This is a genomic window from Nocardia sp. NPDC003999 (assembly GCF_053604885.1).
In genome coordinates, this window is sequence record NZ_JBSGIB010000013.1 from 32,586 (window position 1) to 49,480 (window position 16,895).

13 protein-coding genes are annotated in these 16,895 nt (G+C 68.0%); 7 read left to right on the forward strand and 6 right to left on the reverse strand.

The window, feature by feature from the left end; genetic code table 11:
* Positions 1–334 precede the first annotated feature (334 nt).
* Entirely contained in the window at positions 335–526 is a 192-nt protein-coding gene (locus ACWESM_RS23815) for a DUF1918 domain-containing protein (protein ID WP_039794508.1), read from the forward strand.
* Positions 527–607: 81 nt separating this feature from the next.
* Here the strand turns inward: ACWESM_RS23815 and ACWESM_RS23820 are convergent, their stop codons facing one another.
* Complete coding sequence (locus tag ACWESM_RS23820; RefSeq protein ID WP_355078704.1) at positions 608–955, reverse strand: sporulation protein; 348 nt, start codon at positions 953–955, stop codon at positions 608–610.
* A gap of 254 nt (positions 956–1,209) precedes the next feature.
* Here ACWESM_RS23820 and ACWESM_RS23825 point away from each other — a divergent pair, with 254 nt between their 5' ends.
* Together ACWESM_RS23825 and ACWESM_RS23830 are read left to right on the forward strand one after the other, a co-directional pair.
* Positions 1,210–1,668 carry an SRPBCC family protein gene (locus tag ACWESM_RS23825; protein WP_355078705.1) on the forward strand — a complete coding sequence of 153 codons (459 nt, stop codon included), beginning with the start codon at positions 1,210–1,212 and terminating at the stop codon, positions 1,666–1,668.
* 86 nt (positions 1,669–1,754) lie between these two features.
* Positions 1,755–2,966 (forward strand): low temperature requirement protein A, encoded by a 1,212-nt coding sequence (locus ACWESM_RS23830; protein ID WP_356963438.1) that lies wholly within the window; start codon positions 1,755–1,757, stop codon positions 2,964–2,966.
* Here ACWESM_RS23830 and ACWESM_RS23835 read toward each other — a convergent pair.
* From ACWESM_RS23835 to ACWESM_RS23850, 4 genes are all read right to left on the reverse strand, one after another.
* A complete protein-coding gene (locus ACWESM_RS23835) occupies positions 2,944–3,813 on the reverse strand; it encodes an ion transporter (RefSeq protein ID WP_355078707.1) in 870 nt (289 codons plus the stop codon). The genes ACWESM_RS23830 and ACWESM_RS23835 overlap by 23 nt on opposite strands.
* Positions 3,814–3,935: 122 nt before the next feature.
* Complete coding sequence (locus ACWESM_RS23840; RefSeq protein WP_355078708.1) at positions 3,936–5,555, reverse strand: GMC oxidoreductase; 1,620 nt, start codon at positions 5,553–5,555, stop codon at positions 3,936–3,938.
* 76 nt (positions 5,556–5,631) lie between these two features.
* Entirely contained in the window at positions 5,632–7,236 is a 1,605-nt protein-coding gene (locus ACWESM_RS23845) for an alpha/beta hydrolase (RefSeq protein ID WP_452493726.1), read from the reverse strand.
* A gap of 52 nt (positions 7,237–7,288) precedes the next feature.
* A complete protein-coding gene (locus ACWESM_RS23850; protein WP_364435893.1) occupies positions 7,289–8,056 on the reverse strand; it encodes a sulfite exporter TauE/SafE family protein in 768 nt (255 codons plus the stop codon).
* A gap of 270 nt (positions 8,057–8,326) precedes the next feature.
* On the opposite strand from ACWESM_RS23850, the gene leuA reads away from it, so the two are divergent.
* Entirely contained in the window at positions 8,327–10,120 is a 1,794-nt protein-coding gene (leuA, locus tag ACWESM_RS23855) for a 2-isopropylmalate synthase (protein ID WP_397280827.1), read from the forward strand.
* Between the two features lie 265 nt (positions 10,121–10,385).
* Positions 10,386–12,017, forward strand: coding sequence for a MinD/ParA family ATP-binding protein (locus ACWESM_RS23860; protein ID WP_355078712.1), 1,632 nt, complete (start codon positions 10,386–10,388; stop codon positions 12,015–12,017).
* Positions 12,018–12,030: 13 nt separating this feature from the next.
* Here ACWESM_RS23860 and ACWESM_RS23865 read toward each other — a convergent pair whose 3' ends face one another.
* Positions 12,031–12,960 carry a LysR family transcriptional regulator gene (locus ACWESM_RS23865; protein WP_355078738.1) on the reverse strand — a complete coding sequence of 310 codons (930 nt, stop codon included), beginning with the start codon at positions 12,958–12,960 and terminating at the stop codon, positions 12,031–12,033.
* 110 nt (positions 12,961–13,070) lie between these two features.
* Here ACWESM_RS23865 and ACWESM_RS23870 point away from each other — a divergent pair, with 110 nt between their 5' ends.
* Together ACWESM_RS23870 and ACWESM_RS23875 are read left to right on the forward strand one after the other, a co-directional pair.
* The gene (locus tag ACWESM_RS23870; RefSeq protein WP_355078713.1) at positions 13,071–14,021 is read left to right on the forward strand and encodes an EamA family transporter; all 951 of its coding nucleotides are present in this window, start codon (positions 13,071–13,073) and stop codon (positions 14,019–14,021) included.
* 151 nt (positions 14,022–14,172) lie between these two features.
* On the forward strand, positions 14,173–15,948 hold the full coding sequence (locus ACWESM_RS23875; protein WP_356963431.1) for a hydroxysqualene dehydroxylase: 1,776 nt from the start codon (positions 14,173–14,175) through the stop codon (positions 15,946–15,948).
* The last annotated feature ends 947 nt before the right edge of the window (positions 15,949–16,895 follow it).

The following is a 16,895-nucleotide window of genomic DNA, read 5'->3' on the forward strand; positions in this document are numbered from 1 at the left end:
CGACGTGTGGCCGCGCGGGCGTGGGCAGCGTCCCGGGGGACTCGGATGGAAATTCGGGCCCGCGTGAGCCGGGCGACCTGCGCGCCGTTGCCGAACTCTTCGCGCCGCACCGGGAAAAAACAAGCGCTGTGCTCCCGCCGCAGCGCTTGACACGTAGTACTACAAGCGGAGTTCTTTCAACTGCCGAGCGGTCCGCCGTGGTCACCACGGAGCGGAGCCGGGCACTGATCGAAGCCGCGGTCGACCGTGTGATGAGCGCGGATGACCGTGATCGGATCCCGTGCGCCTTCGCTGAGTGGTTGTGACGCGCAGCACTCCGTTCGATAATGGGGCGATGATCGCACATGTAGGAGATCGACTCTGCGTGCACGGACACGTGGTGGGAGAAGTGGATCACCTGGCCGAGATCATCGAGGTCCGCGGGCCGGACGGGACGCCGCCCTACGTGGTGCGCTTCTCCGACGGTCACGAGTCACTGGTGTATCCAGGGCCCGACGCGATCGTCGAGCCCGCCACGTCGGAATGACCGCCGCGCCGGACCGAGCGCTGGGCGGCCTCGCCCGCGCCCGGCCCGGCGCTCACCGACGGGGAACTGCGCCCGCCTCGCTCAGGCGCTTCGTTTGGCGCGCCGGGCCAGCGCGAAAGCCAGGATGGCCGCGATCAGCACCTTGCCCGCCGTCTCGATGATCGCGTTGACGTCCACGGCCGGATGCCAGGTCAGCCGTCCATCGCGCAGCACGTAAGCGCCGACCGGCTTGGCGCCTACACCGAACGCCACGCCTTCGCCGGAGCCGTCCCCGTCGGCGCTGTTCCCGGTACCGCCGCCGCCACCACCGCCACCCCCGACCGAGGCGGCGGGAATGACTATCGCGCCGCCGGATTCGTAGGGGTCGCCGTAAACCCGGCGCACCGTGATCGCGTCGCGCGCCTGCGCCAGCAGTTCGGCGTATTTCATGACATCCTCCCGCCCGTACCGAAGGCGCCGGATACCGGCGCCCATTCGGATCCGATCGTAGGCGCGCGAACCTCGGCCGAGCCCGTCCTTCCGGACGGAAGTTGTTCCGGCGGTTGCCCGATCGCCGATCTCGAGCAGATAACGGCACGTTATCCCGGTAACCGAGATGTGGTCTGGCACAGTCAGGTTGACGAACCGGACAAATCACGGAGACAATCGGCCGGACTTGTCCATCCGGGTGTCGGAGGTATGCCATGCGCACCAAAACGGATATCCGATTCTTCGTCGACACCGATCCCGGACAGGTCATGGACGCCCTGACCGACGTCGAAGCGCTTCCGGAATGGTCGTCGTCCTACAGCGACGTCCGGGTCGCGACCCGCGACGCACGACGCAGACCCCGGCGGGTCTTCCTCAAGGCGGAGCTGCTCGGCAGCTCGGATTTGCAAGTGCTGGAATATGATTGGACCGACGACCGGTCCTCCTGGATCGTCGCCGACAGCACCAGGGGCGTGCGGGGCGGCGGTTTTTTCGAGGTGACCGACAGCGTCGACGGCACGCACGTCTGGTACCACGTCGAGCTCTATCTGCCCCTCCCGGTTCCCGGATTTCTGCTCAAACGCACTTTCCGCAAGGCCAACGAGGTGGTCGTGGAGTGCTTCATAGATTTCGCCGAGCGGTTCCCCGAAACGGAGACCTATCAACCCGTATAGCGCGGACGGCTGCGCTCTGCGCGAAATCGGCCGCCGGGCGAAGCAGCGGACCGGCGCGGAATCGGCCGGGGTGCGACGATGAGCGCATGATCGGTTCCAAACGGGTGCGGTTCCAGCCGATGGCCGAAGGCGCGTCGGTGACCCAGCTCGAGTTGTTCTTCGACCTGGTGCTCGTCTTCGCGTTCACCATGGTCACCGGCTTGGTCGCGGAGGAGACCAGCGCGAAGAACATGCTGCGCGGGCTGCTGGTGCTCGCGGTGATGTGGTGGCTGTGGATCGCCTATTCCTGGCTCGGCAACGTCGTCCGCGCCGACGAGGGCATCGCGCGGGTCGCGATGTTCGCCGCGATGGGCGGCGCCTTCCTCGCCGCGCTCACCATCCCGGAGGCGTTCCGAGATCTGGCCGGAGGATGGTTCGGTCCGCTGGTCTTCGCCGTCGCGTACCTGATCGTGCGGTTGGTGCATTTCGGGATGTTCTGGCTGGCCAGTTCCGAGGATGCGCAATTGCGCGGCCAGCTGCTGCGCTGGGCGCTCGGGTCGATCACCCTCGGCACCACATTGCTCGTCGTCGCCGCCATGACCACCGGTCGCGTGCAGATCGCGCTGTGGATAGCCGCGATCGCGGGCGACTACCTCTGGACACTGTTCGCGGGCACCGATTGGCGGTTGAATTCGGCCACCCATTTCGTCGAGCGATACGGGCTGATCATCATCGTCGCGCTCGGTGAATCGATCGTCTCGATCGGTATCGGGGTGGCCGGCCTGCCGATCTCCTGGCCGATCGCGCTCGGCTCGCTGCTCGGCCTCGCCATTTCCGGTCTGCTGTGGTGGGCGTATTTCGACGTCGCGGCCCTGGCGGTGGAGCACGAACTGGTCCACGCCGAGGGCAAGCGGCAGATCAAGATCGCGCAGGCGTCCTACACCTTCTGGCATTTCCCGATGATCGTCGGGATCATCGCGCTGTCGCTGGGGCTGAAGAAGGTCCTGTACTACGTCGGGGATTCCGCACACCACACTTTGAAGGACGCGCTGTACGGAATTCCGCTCTACGCCCTCTACGGCGGCGTCGTGCTGTATCTGATCGCGCTGGTGGGTTTCAAGCACTACGCCACGCGCACCGTCACGGCGCCGCGCGTGGTCGCCATCGTGGTGCTGCTGGCGCTCATCCCGTTGGCCTGCGCCTTGCCCGCGCTGGCTTCGCTGGCCCTGCTGTGCGGCGTCATGGTCGCGCTGATCGCTTGGGAGACTGTGCGTTTGGCACAGCCGCGGGACGCGATCAGGCACGCGGTACCTGATTGAGCCGATGCCGCACGCAGTCCTCGTCGGGCGTGGGCCCGTACGCGGACGGCGGCACCCGCACACCGTCGCGAACCGCGTCGCGGATCTGATCGATGTTCTCCCGCAGCACGTCCGCGACGAGTTCGTCGGTGCGCGGATCCTCCAGCACCTGGAACACGATGCGGAACGTGGTGTCGGCGATCAGCCGGATGATCTCGTCGTGGAACGGGATGTAGCGCACCCGTCCCGCCTGCGGGTCCTTCTTGATCAACTCCACGATCATCTCGTCCAGCTCGGCGCGGTTCTCCTCCAGGGCGGCCGCGATGTTGCGGGTGTAGTGGCCGGTGCGCAGCACCTCGGCCACCTCGTCCATCACCGCGATCGTCATCGGACGGCGGATGGTGTCGACGATGGTCGCCACGAACCGGTTCACCACCGCGGCGGTCACTCGGTCGCCGAACACCCGGTCGGCCACCCGGGCCAGCCGGACGCCGATCACCACGACCCGCAACAATCGGAAGCCGCGGAAGAACGGGCTGGTCACCGGGATCATGCCGACGACCTCGTACCAATAGATGAACGGGAAGGTCCACGGCCAGCCCGCGCGGCGCCAGCGCCACAGGAACTCGATCGCGAACACCCCGCACAACGTCCAGTCGACGACCACGACCACGTGGTAGGTGTGCCCGGAGACCGGGAAGAAGGTGATCCAGGCGACCAGCGCCACGGACACGATGGCCAGCGCCAGCATCAGGAAATCGGTCCAGAGCATGGGCGGCTTGCGCGGATAGTCCTGCGGCTCCGGCGCGTCCCGCAGACCGTATCGCTCGACGGAGGAGCTCTCGATACCCGAGCTGGGAGCGGACACTGCGGTTCCCTTCGACGCCGAACGGTGCCGCCGACATTAGTACGCGGAAAGCACGCTCGGCACGGTTGGCGATACCCCCGGGAAAGACGCCGGGCGAACGCTTCGCCCGGCGCAGGCGGATTTCAGCGACCGGTGCGAACGATCGCCTCGATATTGCGTTCGGCCAGCGCGGCGATGGTCAGCGACGGGTTGACCGTTCCGGTGCTGCCGGGTATCGCGGCGCCGTCCATCACGTAGAGGCCGGGGTGACCGTGCACCCGGCCGTAGCCGTCGGTGGCGCGCCCGAGCACCGCCCCACCGAGTGGATGCGCGGTGAACAGCGCGTTCGCGTCGTAGCCGAGGGCGCTGTACTCGACGAGGGCGTCCGCGCGTTCGGCGATCCGGTGGTCGACCGCGCGGGCCAGCGCGACCGTCTCGTCCCGGTTCTTGACCGACCAGCTCAGCCCGACTCGGTTCGTGGCCCGGTCGTAGCCGAACCGGGTGCGGGTCGAGTCGAGCACCATGCCGAGCGAGGCGAGCGCGCCGGTCTCGAACGGGATGCCGGGGATGTACCAGCTCTCCAGGGTCAGCGGCACGGCGGACTCGTCGAAGATCCGGCTCGCGCTCGGCACGCCTTGACCCTGACCGGCCAGCGCGCTGGCCCCGCGAGCCAGGACCACGTCACCGTTGGTGCCCCACCCGTCGCCGACGTGTTCGTTCAGGTTCGGTAGCGCGCCGGTGGCCTGCGCACGGACCAGCAGTTCGGAGGTACCGATCGACCCGGCGCCGAGGAAGAGCCGATCACAGGTGAGGGTGCGGGTGGACAACACGTCACCGGTCGGCGACAGCTTCGCCACGGTGACCGCGTAGCGGCCGCCGGATTCCTGCGCGATGGCGTCGACTCGGTGGCCGGGGAAGACTCCGCACCGGCCGGTGCCCTGTGCGTATGCCAGGTAGTTCTGATTCAGGTCGAACTTGGCGCCGTTGGAGTTGCCCAGATTGCTCCTGGCCGCCGTCGCGGAAGCCCTTGACGCTCCGGCCAATTCGGCGCGCAGGATGTCCCAGTTGAAAATCGAGTCGTTGGCCTGGGGTTGATAGCCTGCCTTGCGCACCTGGTCGTCCCAGGCGCGGGAGTGCGCGAACGGCGAGGAGTTGTAGATGTCCGCGGGCATCGGGCTCAGCCGCAACATCTGGCGCACGCGCGGGTAGTAGACGCGCTCCATCTCGCCGTAGTCGACGCCGCCACCGAAGACGTGGTCGAAGAAGCGGCGCTCCGGGGCGATCATGGCGCCGCTGAAGATCACCGAACCGCCGCCGACGGCAGCCGCGCGCCAGACGTCGATGCCCGGATACTCGGTGCAGTCCAGCACGCCGCCGAAACTGGCGAAATGCATCGGCACCTTGGTGACGCCGGTGAAGTTGGTGCGGTGCCAGAAGCCGCGACCGTCGGGGAGGTCGTCGCCGGTGAAGATCTCCCGCCACGGGTCGTTCGGCCAGCGCGAACCGCGCTCCAGCACGGTGGTGGCCACCCCGGCCTCGGCCAGGCGCAACGCGGACACCGCGGCGCCGAAGCCCGAGCCGACGACGATCGCGGGCGAGTGCTCCGGCGGGTCGGGAATCGGGGCGAAGATCTCCGGAACCCAAGCGTGGAACAGGGCCTCCCACATCGGATCCGCGGACGCCGCACCGGTCCCCGTCATCGATCCCACAGCACCGAGCAGGGCGGCCGTGCCAGCCGCCTTGAACAAGGCACGTCTACGCACCGGTCACCTTCCATCATCAGGCTTAGCGTGCGCAGATTACCGGTATTCCCGATTTGTGAACAGATATCCGTTTTCGCTATCGCTCGAACGGCAGCTCGTCCGCGCGACAGGTCGCTCCCGGGGCGGGCAGTTGCAAGTCGACGAGATAGCGCTCGCGCAGTTTGCGTGTGCATTCGCCGAGCACAGCGTGCCCGTAGCCGCCTTCGACGACGACCAACCGTGCGTTCACCAGTTCCCGCTGCGCGCGCCGCGCGGCGCTGAGCGGGGTGACCGGGTCGAATCGGTTGTTCACCAGCACGGCTGGGGTGTCCGATCGCAGGATCCACGGCCCGGCGTATCGCTGGGCATACCCCTCGGGCGGCGACGGCCAAGAGGCGCAGGCCTGGTGCAGCCACAGCCAGAGCGGGCCGTAAGTAGAGCTGACACGCGCCAGATCCTTTGCAAGCGAAGGCCATTGGGCCGAGTCACGGGGAAAGTTGTTGTCCGCACAGGAGATCGCCGTGAACGAGTCGAGGAAGTCATACGGTTGCGTTGTGGCCGAGAGGATCCGGCCGACCGTGTCGGGATCGCCCGAGGGGCCGCGCTCCAGTTCGGCGAGCAGTTGAGCCAGGGCGGGCCAACCCTCGTCCGGGTCGTACAGCAACAGCGCATGCGACGACAGCGCCTCGGCGTAGGTGACCGTGCGCGCTCGCTCCCCGGCCCCCACCACCAGCGGCGCGTCGCGAAGACGTTGCAGCACAGCGTCATTGCGAGCGCGAAGGTCAGTGGAGCGCCCGGTATCACCCGCGCGGCCGTCCGGCGCCGCGAAGGCACAGCGCTCCCGGCCCGCGTCCGCGCACAACCGCAGGAATTCATCGAGCACTTCCTCGGTCCCGGCCGCGGTGGTCTCGATGGCGCTGCGCGTGTCGTTGGTGTAGGCGTCCGGGTCGATCATCGACGCCAGGTGCAGGGCGCGCACCCGATCGCCGAACAGCGCGCCGTACATCTGGCCCAGGTAGCTCGCGTAGGAACCGCCTTCATAGGTCAGCTGGGGGTCGCCGACGGCCCGGCGCAGCAGGTCCAGGTCGCGCGCCGCGTCGACGGTGGTCAGGTGCCCGAGCAACGCGCCGCCGTGCGCCGCGCAACCGGCGGCCAGTTCGCGGCTCGCCGCGTCGGCCGCGCGCTCCTGCTCCGGACGCACGGGCGGCAGCGGGGCGCCGGACCAGAACCGCCGCTGCTGCTCGGCGTCCGCGAAACACCGCACCTGCCCGCTGCGGCCGACGCCGCGCTGGTCGAAGGTGACCACGTCGAAGCGGCGCGCGAGTTCGCCGCCTAACAGTTCTCCCTTCGCCGCCCAGCGCAGCCCCGAGCCTCCGGGACCGCCGACGGCGGAGAACAGCGTGCCGATCCGCCGCTGCGGGTCGGCGGCCTGCTGACGCACCACCGCCAGCCCGAGGGTCGGGCCGTCGGGGTGCGCGTAGTCCACCGGAACTTGCGCGGTCGCGCACTGGAACCGGCTCAGCTCCGGCTCCGCGCACCCCGCCCACTCCAGCCGGGGCGTCGGCGCGGCGTCGGCCTGGGCGACCAGGTCCGCGACCGCCGACTCGTGTCGGCTCGGCGGGCCGCCGCAGCCGCTCACCACGGGCAGCAGCGCGGCGAGCGCGGCGACGATGACGATTCTCCAGCTAGGCACGGCATTCATCCTGGGCTCCGTGCCCGGCGGCCGTCGTCACCCTGAGGATTGACATCCGGCTCTAGGACGTCACCAAACGGATCACCGCGATCAGTCCGACCACGACGATGACCGCCCGCAGCAAGGTCGGCGGCATCCGCCTGCCCAACCGCGCGCCGAGTTGCCCGCCGATGATCGAGCCGAGCGCGATCAGCACCACCGCGCGCCAGTCCACGTCCGCAACGACGATGAAGATCAGCGCGGAGACCGCGTTCACGATCAGGGCGAGCACGTTCTTCGCCCCGTTGAGGCGCTGGATGTCGTCGTGCACGAAAACGCCGAGCAACCCGATCAGCAGCACGCCTTGCGCGGCCCCGAAGTACCCGCCGTAGACACCGGCGGCGTAAACCGCCGCGAGCAGGATGGGCCCCCCGTGCTCCGGCACCGGGGCGCCGTCGTTCTCCCGGCGGCGCTTGACCCAGCTCGCCAGCCGTGGCTGCACGACGACCAGCACCAATGCCACCATGATGAGAATGGGCACGATCGCCTTGAACGCTTGGGCGGGCAGCACCAGCAGCAGCACCGCACCGGTGATGCCGCCGAGCAGCGAGGCGGTGCCCAAGCGCAGCAGCCGCTCGCGCTGCCCCGCCAGTTCGCGGCGGTATCCGTGCACGCCACTGATCGAGCCGGGGACCAGACCGATGGTGTTGGACACATTCGCGGTCACCGGCGGCAGGCCGAACGCGAGCAGAACGGGAAAGGTGATCAGCGTGCCGGAGCCGACGATCGTATTGATGCCGCCCGCCGCGATGCCCGCACCGAAGACGGCCAGTTGCTCCAGCCAGGTCATTGCCAATCCTTCGACGTCCCGTCGGACCCTGGGCCCGTACAAGCGTGGTTCACTGCCGGACCGAACGGTAGCGGGGTCGTCGGATCACCCGACGACGGGACCACCCTTCCCGGCAGTATCTCCGCACGGTAAACTCGCGGACATCATGCAGCGGGCACTTCTTCTCGACCGCCGCGACGGGGTCTGATCGGACCGGCTCCCGTCGCGGGGTTTTGCCGCGCCGGTCGACCAGCCCCATTGGGAAAAACGACATCCTCGGGAGAACCGCCCATGTCCCCTGCTGACGCATTTGTGTCCGGCGCGCGCACCATCACCGCGCCTAGCAGACCAGCCCCCGCCGACCAGCCCGGCTGGAACAAACAGAAGAACTCCTCGATGCCGACGTTCCGTTACCGGCCCTTCGCCGAGGAGGTCGAGCCGATCACGCTGCCCGACCGCACCTGGCCGGACAAGGTCATCGACCGGGCGCCCGGCTGGTGCGCGGTCGACCTGCGCGACGGCAACCAAGCGTTGATCGACCCGATGAGCCCGGCCCGCAAGCGCCGCATGTTCGACCTGCTGGTGCGGATGGGTTACAAGGAGATCGAGGTCGGCTTCCCCTCGGCCAGCCAGACCGATTTCGACTTCGTCCGCGAGATCATCGAGGACGGCGCGATCCCCGACGACGTCACCATTCAGGTGCTCACCCAGTGCCGCCCGGAGCTGATCGAGCGCACGTTCGAAGCCTGCGCGGGCGCGCAGAACGTCATCGTGCACTTCTACAACTCCACCTCGATCCTGCAGCGCAAGGTGGTCTTCCGCGCCGACCGCGACGCGGTCAAGAAGATCGCCACCGACGCCGCCGCGTTGTGCCTGGAGATCGAGCAGCGCTACCCGGACACCAATTGGCGTTACGAGTACAGCCCGGAGTCCTACACCGGCACGGAGCTGGAGTACGCCAAGGACGTCTGCGACGCGGTCTCGGCGATCATCGCCCCGACGCCGGAGAAGCCGCTGATCATCAACCTGCCCGCCACCGTGGAGATGGCGACTCCGAACGTCTACGCCGACTCGATCGAGTGGATGAGCCGCAACTTGGCCCGCCGCGAGGCGATCGTGCTGTCGCTGCACCCGCACAACGACCGCGGCACCGCCGTGGCCGCCGCCGAGCTGGGCTACCAGGCCGGCGCCGACCGGATCGAGGGCTGCCTGTTCGGCAACGGCGAGCGCACCGGCAACGTGTGCCTGGTCACGCTGGGGATGAACCTGTTCTCCCGCGGCGTCGATCCGCAGATCAACTTCTCCGACATCGATGAGGTCCGCCGCACCGTCGAGTACTGCAACCAGTTGCCGGTGCACGAGCGGCACCCGTACGGCGGCGACCTGGTCTACACCGCGTTCTCCGGCAGCCACCAGGACGCCATCAACAAGGGTCTGGACGCGATGAAGACCGCGGCCGACGCCGCCGAGGCGGACGTCGACGACATCGTCTGGGAGGTGCCCTACCTGCCGATCGACCCGAAGGACGTGGGTCGCACCTACGAGGCGGTCATCCGGGTCAACTCGCAGTCCGGCAAGGGCGGCGTCGCCTACATCATGAAGACCGACCACGGGCTGGCGTTGCCGAGGCGGCTGCAGATCGAGTTCTCCCAGGCGATCCAGAAGATCACCGACGGCGAGGGCGGCGAGGTGACGCCCAAGGAGATGTGGGACGTCTTCCACGAGGAGTACCTGAGCCCGATCCGGCCGCTGGAGCGGATACGCCAGAAGGTCACCGCGTCGGAGACCGACGGCGGGGTCGACTCGATCGTGGCCGTGGTGAAGGTCGACGGCGTCGAGCAGGAGATCACCGGCAAGGGCAACGGACCGCTCGCGGCGTTCGTCGACGCGATCGCCGCCGTCGGTTTCGACGTCGAGGTGCTGGACTACTCCGAGCACGCCATGTCCGCGGGTGACGACGCGCAGGCCGCCGCCTACGTGGAGTGCGCGATCGGCGACAAGGTGGTGTGGGGCGTCGGCATCGCCACCTCGATCACGACCGCGTCGCTGCGCGCGGTGGTGTCGGCGGTGAACCGGGCGCACTGACAGCGCATCTCGGCAAGTACGCGGACGGGCGCCGCGCGGGTTCCACCGCGCGGCGCCCGATCTCGCTGGGACAGACCATTTGTCGCGGGCATTCGGCTCCCCAAGCCCGGCATGCCTACCGCGACACGGGGTAGCGAACCCCGTGCTAGCGTTGGATTCGCACTCCAAGCGCCGAGCTCTCTGCTCGAACTCCCGAGCAGATGGGGGAACCGTGACAGCAAACGACCACAATCCGACCTCTCCACCCTGGCTGCAGAGTCATTCCGTGGATACGGCCGAAGTCAGCGACGTGGAGTCATCGGCCAAGGACCCGTCGGCCGAGCCGGCCGGCGGCACGGAAGCGAAGGAAACCGACGTGTCGGCCGGGTCGGCCCAGCCGGACGCCCAACCCGAACAGCCCGAGCCGCACGGCTCGACGGAGCAGACCACGGCCTACCCGCAAGCCGCCCCGGTGGCGCAGGCATGGGCTCCCCCGCAGGCCGGACCGGCCGAGCCCTACGGCTCGTACGCCCCGCCGAACGCGGGCGCGTATCCCCCTCCGTCGCCCTTTCCAGGAGAGCCGTTCACTACCGGCACCTTTCAGCCACCGTCGGGCCATAGCGGTAGCCACCCGATAGCCCCGCCTCCGGACGGACCTCATCCCGGTTACGGGGAGTACCGCCAGGAGATCGGCGGCGACGGCCTGACCCGGCATGTGCCCATGGATTCCGCGCAGCCCGAATCTCCTGCGCCGCAACTCGATCAGCCCAGCGGCCCGATCTACAGCTGGGCGCCGCCGCCTCCGCCGGTGACGCACCAGCCTCCGCCGCCCGCCTATCAACCGCCGCCTCCGCCGCCGCTCGGGCAACCGCAGGGGCCGGGCTGGCAAGGCGGGCCGGGTCCGCACCAGTCGGTACCGCCGTTCCAACCGCAGCATGTGCCGCAGCCCGGCCAGCCGGGACATTCGGTGAACGACCTGAATCTGCTCCGGCGCGCCCGCAGGGCGCCGCGCAGCGGCTGGCGTCGTGCGGTGCACAAGGTGTCCGGCGGCATGATCAATCCGGGCGAGTCGGCGGCCGACATCGTCTACCAGGACCTCGCCGACCGGGTGAACCAGCCGGTGCGCGGTGACTACCGGATCGCGATCCTTTCGCTCAAGGGCGGTGTCGGGAAGACCACCACCACGGTCGGTCTCGGCTCCACCTTCGCTTCGCAGCGTGGCGACCGGGTCATCGCGATCGACGCCAACCCCGACCTGGGCACGCTCGCGCACCGGGTGCCGCGCCAGACCCGCTCCACCGTGCGCAACCTGCTCGAGGATCAGCACATCACCAGGTACTCCGACGTGCGGGCGCACACCTCGCAGGCGCCGAGCCGCTTGGAAGTGCTCGCCAGTGAACAGGATCCGGCGGTCTCCGAGGCGTTCAGCGAAGCGGACTACCGCAAGGCGATCAGCATTCTGCAGTCGTTCTACAACATCATCCTGACCGACTGCGGCACCGGCTTGATGCACTCGGCGATGGCGGGCGTGCTGGACATGGCGAGCTCGCTGGTGCTGGTCACCTCGCCCGCCATCGACGGCGCGCGCAGCGCGTCGGCCACGCTGGACTGGCTCGACCACCACGGCTACGGCAAGCTGGTGGAACGAACCGTCGTGGTGGTGAACGCTTCCCGGCGCGGCGCGTCCACCGTCGACCTCGACCAGCTGCGCAAGCTGTTCCTCGATCGCACCCGCGCGGTGCAGGTCGTGCCGTTCGACGATCACCTCGCCGAGGGCGCGGAAATCGATCTGGAACTGGTGAGCAAGCCGACCCGGCGGGCGCTGCTGGAGCTGGCGGCGATGGTCGCCGACGACTTCGGCTACGTCAGCTCGCAGGCCCAGCATCCCTACCGGCACCAGCCACCGCACGGATTCTGATCGTCGCGCGGAATCATGCTCCTGCGGCGGAACCCTTTCCGTGCGCGGAGTCGGCCGTCGCGAGTGCGGCGGCCGACTCGAACGCCGCGAGCACGGCCGCGATCGCCGGACGGGCCTCGGCCCGGGGCCGGGTGGCCAGTTCGTATATCCGAGCGGCGCGCACGCCGGACAGCCGTAGCACCGCCAGATCAGGGTGGCCGACCGCGTAGCGAGGCATGAGCGCGACACCGTAGCCGGTGGCGACCAGCGTCTCGATGACGCGGAAATCGTTGAGGCGCTGCGCTATACGCGGCTGTACGCCGGTCACGGTGGCGATCGAGCGCAGTACGTCGTCGACGGGAAAACCGCCCCGCACGCTGAGCCAGGTCTCGTCGGCCAGTTCCTCCGGCGCGACGGCCGAACGGCCAGCGAGCCGATGCGTCGGCGCCGCGACCACATCGATCGGCTCGCGCATGAGCACCCGGGTCGCGACGCGTGGGTCGGCGATAGGTGCGGCGCGCTCGTCGCGATGGGTCAGCACCACGTCGTAATCGGCGAGCAGTCGCGCCACTTCCGAGGGCGGCACGTCTTCGTCGCGCGCGATCACCTCGACTCCGCTGTCCACCATGCCGGGCAGCACATGCGGCAGCAGCAACGCACCGCCCGAGGGAAACACCGCGACGCGGACCCGTCCGCGCGGCGAGCCGCGATAGTGCGCCATCTCGGCGACCGCGCGATCCATTGCGGCGAGCACTTCGTCGGCGCGCACCACCAGTGCACGACCCGCGTCGGTGAGCCGCACGCGTCTGCCGTCCGGTTCGAGCAGGGCCACGCCCGCCTCCCGCGCGAGCACCTTGAGCTGCTGGGAAACGGCGGAGGGCGTCATGGACAGTGCTGCCGCCACGGCGGCCACCGTGCCGCGATCGGCCAGCTCACGCAGCACACGCAACCTCTCCAGCGCCATGGGCGGGCCGGCCACGACCGGTGCGGAACCGAAATTCATTAAGTGAAGCTACATCATTGATCCATAATTATTCGATTGTTCTGATCTTTAGCAGACCGCACGATGAAGGCGTGACCAACCGCGACCGCCTGCTCGGCCTGACCGTCGTCCTGCTCTGGGGATTGAATTTCCTCGCCATCCGGGTCGGGCTCGACCACTTCCCCCCGTTCTTCTTCGCGGCGCTGCGCTTCGCCGTGCTCGCGGTGCCCGCGCTGCTTTTCATCCCGCGCCCTCCGGTGCGGATGCGGTGGATCCTTCTGTACGGCACCGGTTTCGGCATCCTGCAGTTCGCGTTCCTGTTCACCGCGATGCGGGTGGGCATGCCGACCGGCCTGGCCTCGCTGGTACTGCAATCCTCGGCGCCGTTCACCGTGCTGCTCGGCACGCTGCTGCTGGGCGAGCGGATCCGCCCGGTGCAGATCGCGGGCATCGCCGTCGCGGTGGCGGGCATGGCGGTGATCGGCTGGGACCGGCTCGCCCACGCCACCCTGCTTCCGGTTCTGCTGACCTTGGCGGGTGGGTTGGGCTGGGCGTTCGGCAATATCGGCGCACGACTGGCCGGTACCGAGACCCCCGGCGTCAACCCGCTGCACCTGATGCTGTGGACCACCGCCATCCCGCCGGTGCCGCTGTTCGCGCTGTCGGCGTTCGCCGAGGGGCCGACCACGGGAGCGCGGGCTTTGGCCGAAGCGTTCACACCGGCGGGCCTGCCCGCTCTGCTGGCGCTCGCCTATATCGCCGTCCTCGCCACTGTGGTCGGCACGGGGTTGTGGACCTATCTGCTCGGTCGCTATCCGGCCGGCCTGGTCGCGCCGTTCTCCCTGCTCGTTCCCATCGTCGGCATCGCCGCGGCGTGGACTTTCCTGGGCGAGACTCCGACCACGTTGTCGCTGATCGGCGGGGTGGTGGTGCTGGCGGGAGCGTTCGCCGCCACGTCGAGCAGGCCACGCGCGACTACGGTGAACGCCCGCATCGAGCCATCGGGAACACCCGCGATGGCAGGTACCGGTCGCCCGGCCTAGCGGGCCGTACCCACGTTCGGTGTGCATTCCGTCACGAAATTCGCATTCCGCACCGGCCGCTGTACGGGGTCGGTGCGAATCGATCGGCTTGCCGCTTTACAGTAGTGCCCGGCGTGGAAGTTGGTCCCTAGGCTAGGCAGCAGAGCGGCGCATGGCAGACAATCAGTGGACCGTATCGCGAAGAGCACTGCTTCGTAACACGGTCGCGGCGGGGGTGGCTACGGCGGGGGCACTGACGGCGGGTGCGCTGAAACCCACGCCTGCCGCAGCGAATCCCGGCGGCAAAAGGGTCGCGGTACTCGGCGGCGGTGTCGCGGGCCTGACCGCGGCACACGAGCTGGCGGAACGCGGTTTCCAGGTCACCATCTACGAGAAACGGGCGTGGGGCGGCAAAGCCCGCAGCGTCGGCGTGCCCGGCACCGGAACGGGTGGACGGCCGGATCTGCCCGGCGAACACGGCTTCCGTTTCTTCCCCGGCTTCTATCAGCACGTGCCGGACACGATGCGCCGAATCCCGTTCCCCGGCAACGCGAACGGCGTGTGGGACAACCTGGTCGCGGTGCCGGAAGCACGATTCGCCCGGCACGGCGGCGACGACTTCCGCGTCCCGCTCGGTCCGCGCGCCCGTGCCGAGTTCTCCCCGGACAGTTTCCGCGAAACGCTCGGCGCGGCGCTGTCGACCGCACTCAAGATGCCTTCCAACGAGGGCGTCTACTTCGCCGAACGCCTGCTGGTCTTCAACACCAGCTGCGACGCCCGCCGCCTCGGCCAATGGGAGCGCACCTCCTGGCACGATTTCGTCGGCGGCCACGCGCGCTCGCACGAGTTCCGCGCGCTGCTGTCGCGCACGCTGACCAGCATCATGGTCGCCGCGAAAGAGAACATCGCGAGCGTGCGCACCATCGGCACGATGGGCGAGCAGTTCCTCGGCAATCCCTTGGGGATCGGCAACGACGGCAGCCTGGACCGGGTACTGAACGGTCCGACCAACGCGGTCTGGATCGAGCCGTGGACTCGGCGGATCCGCGAACTCGGAGCGGATTTCGTGCTCGGCGCCGAGGTGCGCGAGCTGGAGGTGCGCGACCGCAGGATCGTCGCGGCCCGGGTCGTGGACGAGACCGGCGCGCAACGCACGGTCGAGGCCGACTACTTCGTCGTGGCGTTGCCCGCCGAACGCGCGCGAACGCTGTGGTCGCCGCAAGTACTCGAGGTCAGGCCCGATTTGGCCGGGATGGACAACCTGTTCACCGACTGGATGAACGGCATCCAGTTCTATCTGCGCCGACCGGCCGACATCTCGCGCGGTCACACCGCCTACATCGACGCGCCGTGGTCGCTCACCTCGATCAGCCAGAACCAGCTGTGGCGCCGCAAGCTGACCGAGTTCGGCGACGGCGGCGTGCAGGACTGCCTTTCGGTGGACATCTCCGACTGGAACACCCCAGGCATCGTGTTCGGCAAACCCGCCAAGGAGTGCACCCACGAGGAGATCGCTCGGGAGGCGTGGGCCCAGATCAAGGCCCATTTGGACGATCGCGGCGAGGTGCTGCGCGACGCCGACCTGCACTCCTGGTTCCTCGATCCCGGCATCACCTGGCAGGAGGGCGAGCGGCGCAACGCCAACGCCGACCCGCTGCTCATCAACACCGCCGGGTCGTGGGAGTACCGTCCGCAACCGCACGGCGCACTGGAAAACCTCTTCCTGGCAGGCGATTACGTGCGCACCAACGTCGACCTGGCCACCATGGAGGGCGCCAACGAGTCCGCGCGCGCCGCGGTGAACGCCCTGCTGGACGTGGCCGGTTCGAACGCGGAGCGCTGCCGGATGTACACCCTCTACCGCGCCACCGAACTGGAACCGCTGCGCCGCATCGACGCCGACCGCTACGCGGCCGGCCAGCCGAACATGTTCGACGTCCCCGCGTGAATCGCGATCGATCCGCGCGGCAGGGTGATAGGTCTGGCGTCAGGGGCGAATTCTGTTCTCCGAGTCATTGTGCTGACCGAATCGAAAGGATAGTCTCTGACCATGCACGGGGAAGAGGGGGAACTCAAAACGCGGGGAAAAATTTGGCGCTGGAACAGCAAGCGCGCGACTGGGATCGTTGAGTCGCTCACCGGAGATCACATCTGGTTCGGATTGGACTCGTTACGTGGGAGGAATTTCGATGACATCTCGATAGGAGACGTCGTCGAGGTCGAGTACGAATTCGCCCAACAAGACTCCCACACCCTGCGCGCAGTAAGAATTGACTGGTTGTAGATCACGCTTTCAACTGGGGGGATAATGAAGTTTTCTTTTGCGGCGGCCCTCGCCACTGCCACGGTTCTATGCATGCCGTGCTTCGCTGCCGCTGAACCGATCCGGCAGACCTCGAATTCACGGCGAATTCCGCATATCGAGAGTTTCAGAACAATATCGCAAAGTTCACCGGACAGGTGAACTACAGTTCGAACAATTTGCATGGTCGCTGAAGCTACTGCCCGCGACTCAAAGCGTCGTGTACGGCAGCATGAGTTGCCATACAACTATAGGTGGGATTTCCGGGTACTCCGACGATCATCAAGAAATTCCGCGCGACTACCTCCTCCATTCGAGCGTGAAAATTGATCGAGGAAGATGGTACAAGCTGCGTAGTCGATGCGATTTCAAGGTGCTGACCGACACTGGAATGCAGCCGGGAAATGTGGAAACGGCTGTCGACTTCATCGCCAGGTGATCGACTCCTGACCTCGTGAGGAATCTCCGAGCCGGACCGGCGCAAGAGTGCGTGCATACGAACGCACCCACAGCTGAAGGCCACGCTGTGGAATCCGCGCGCCGGATTCGACGCCGACCGCTACGCGGCCGGCCACCGAACATGTTCGACGTCC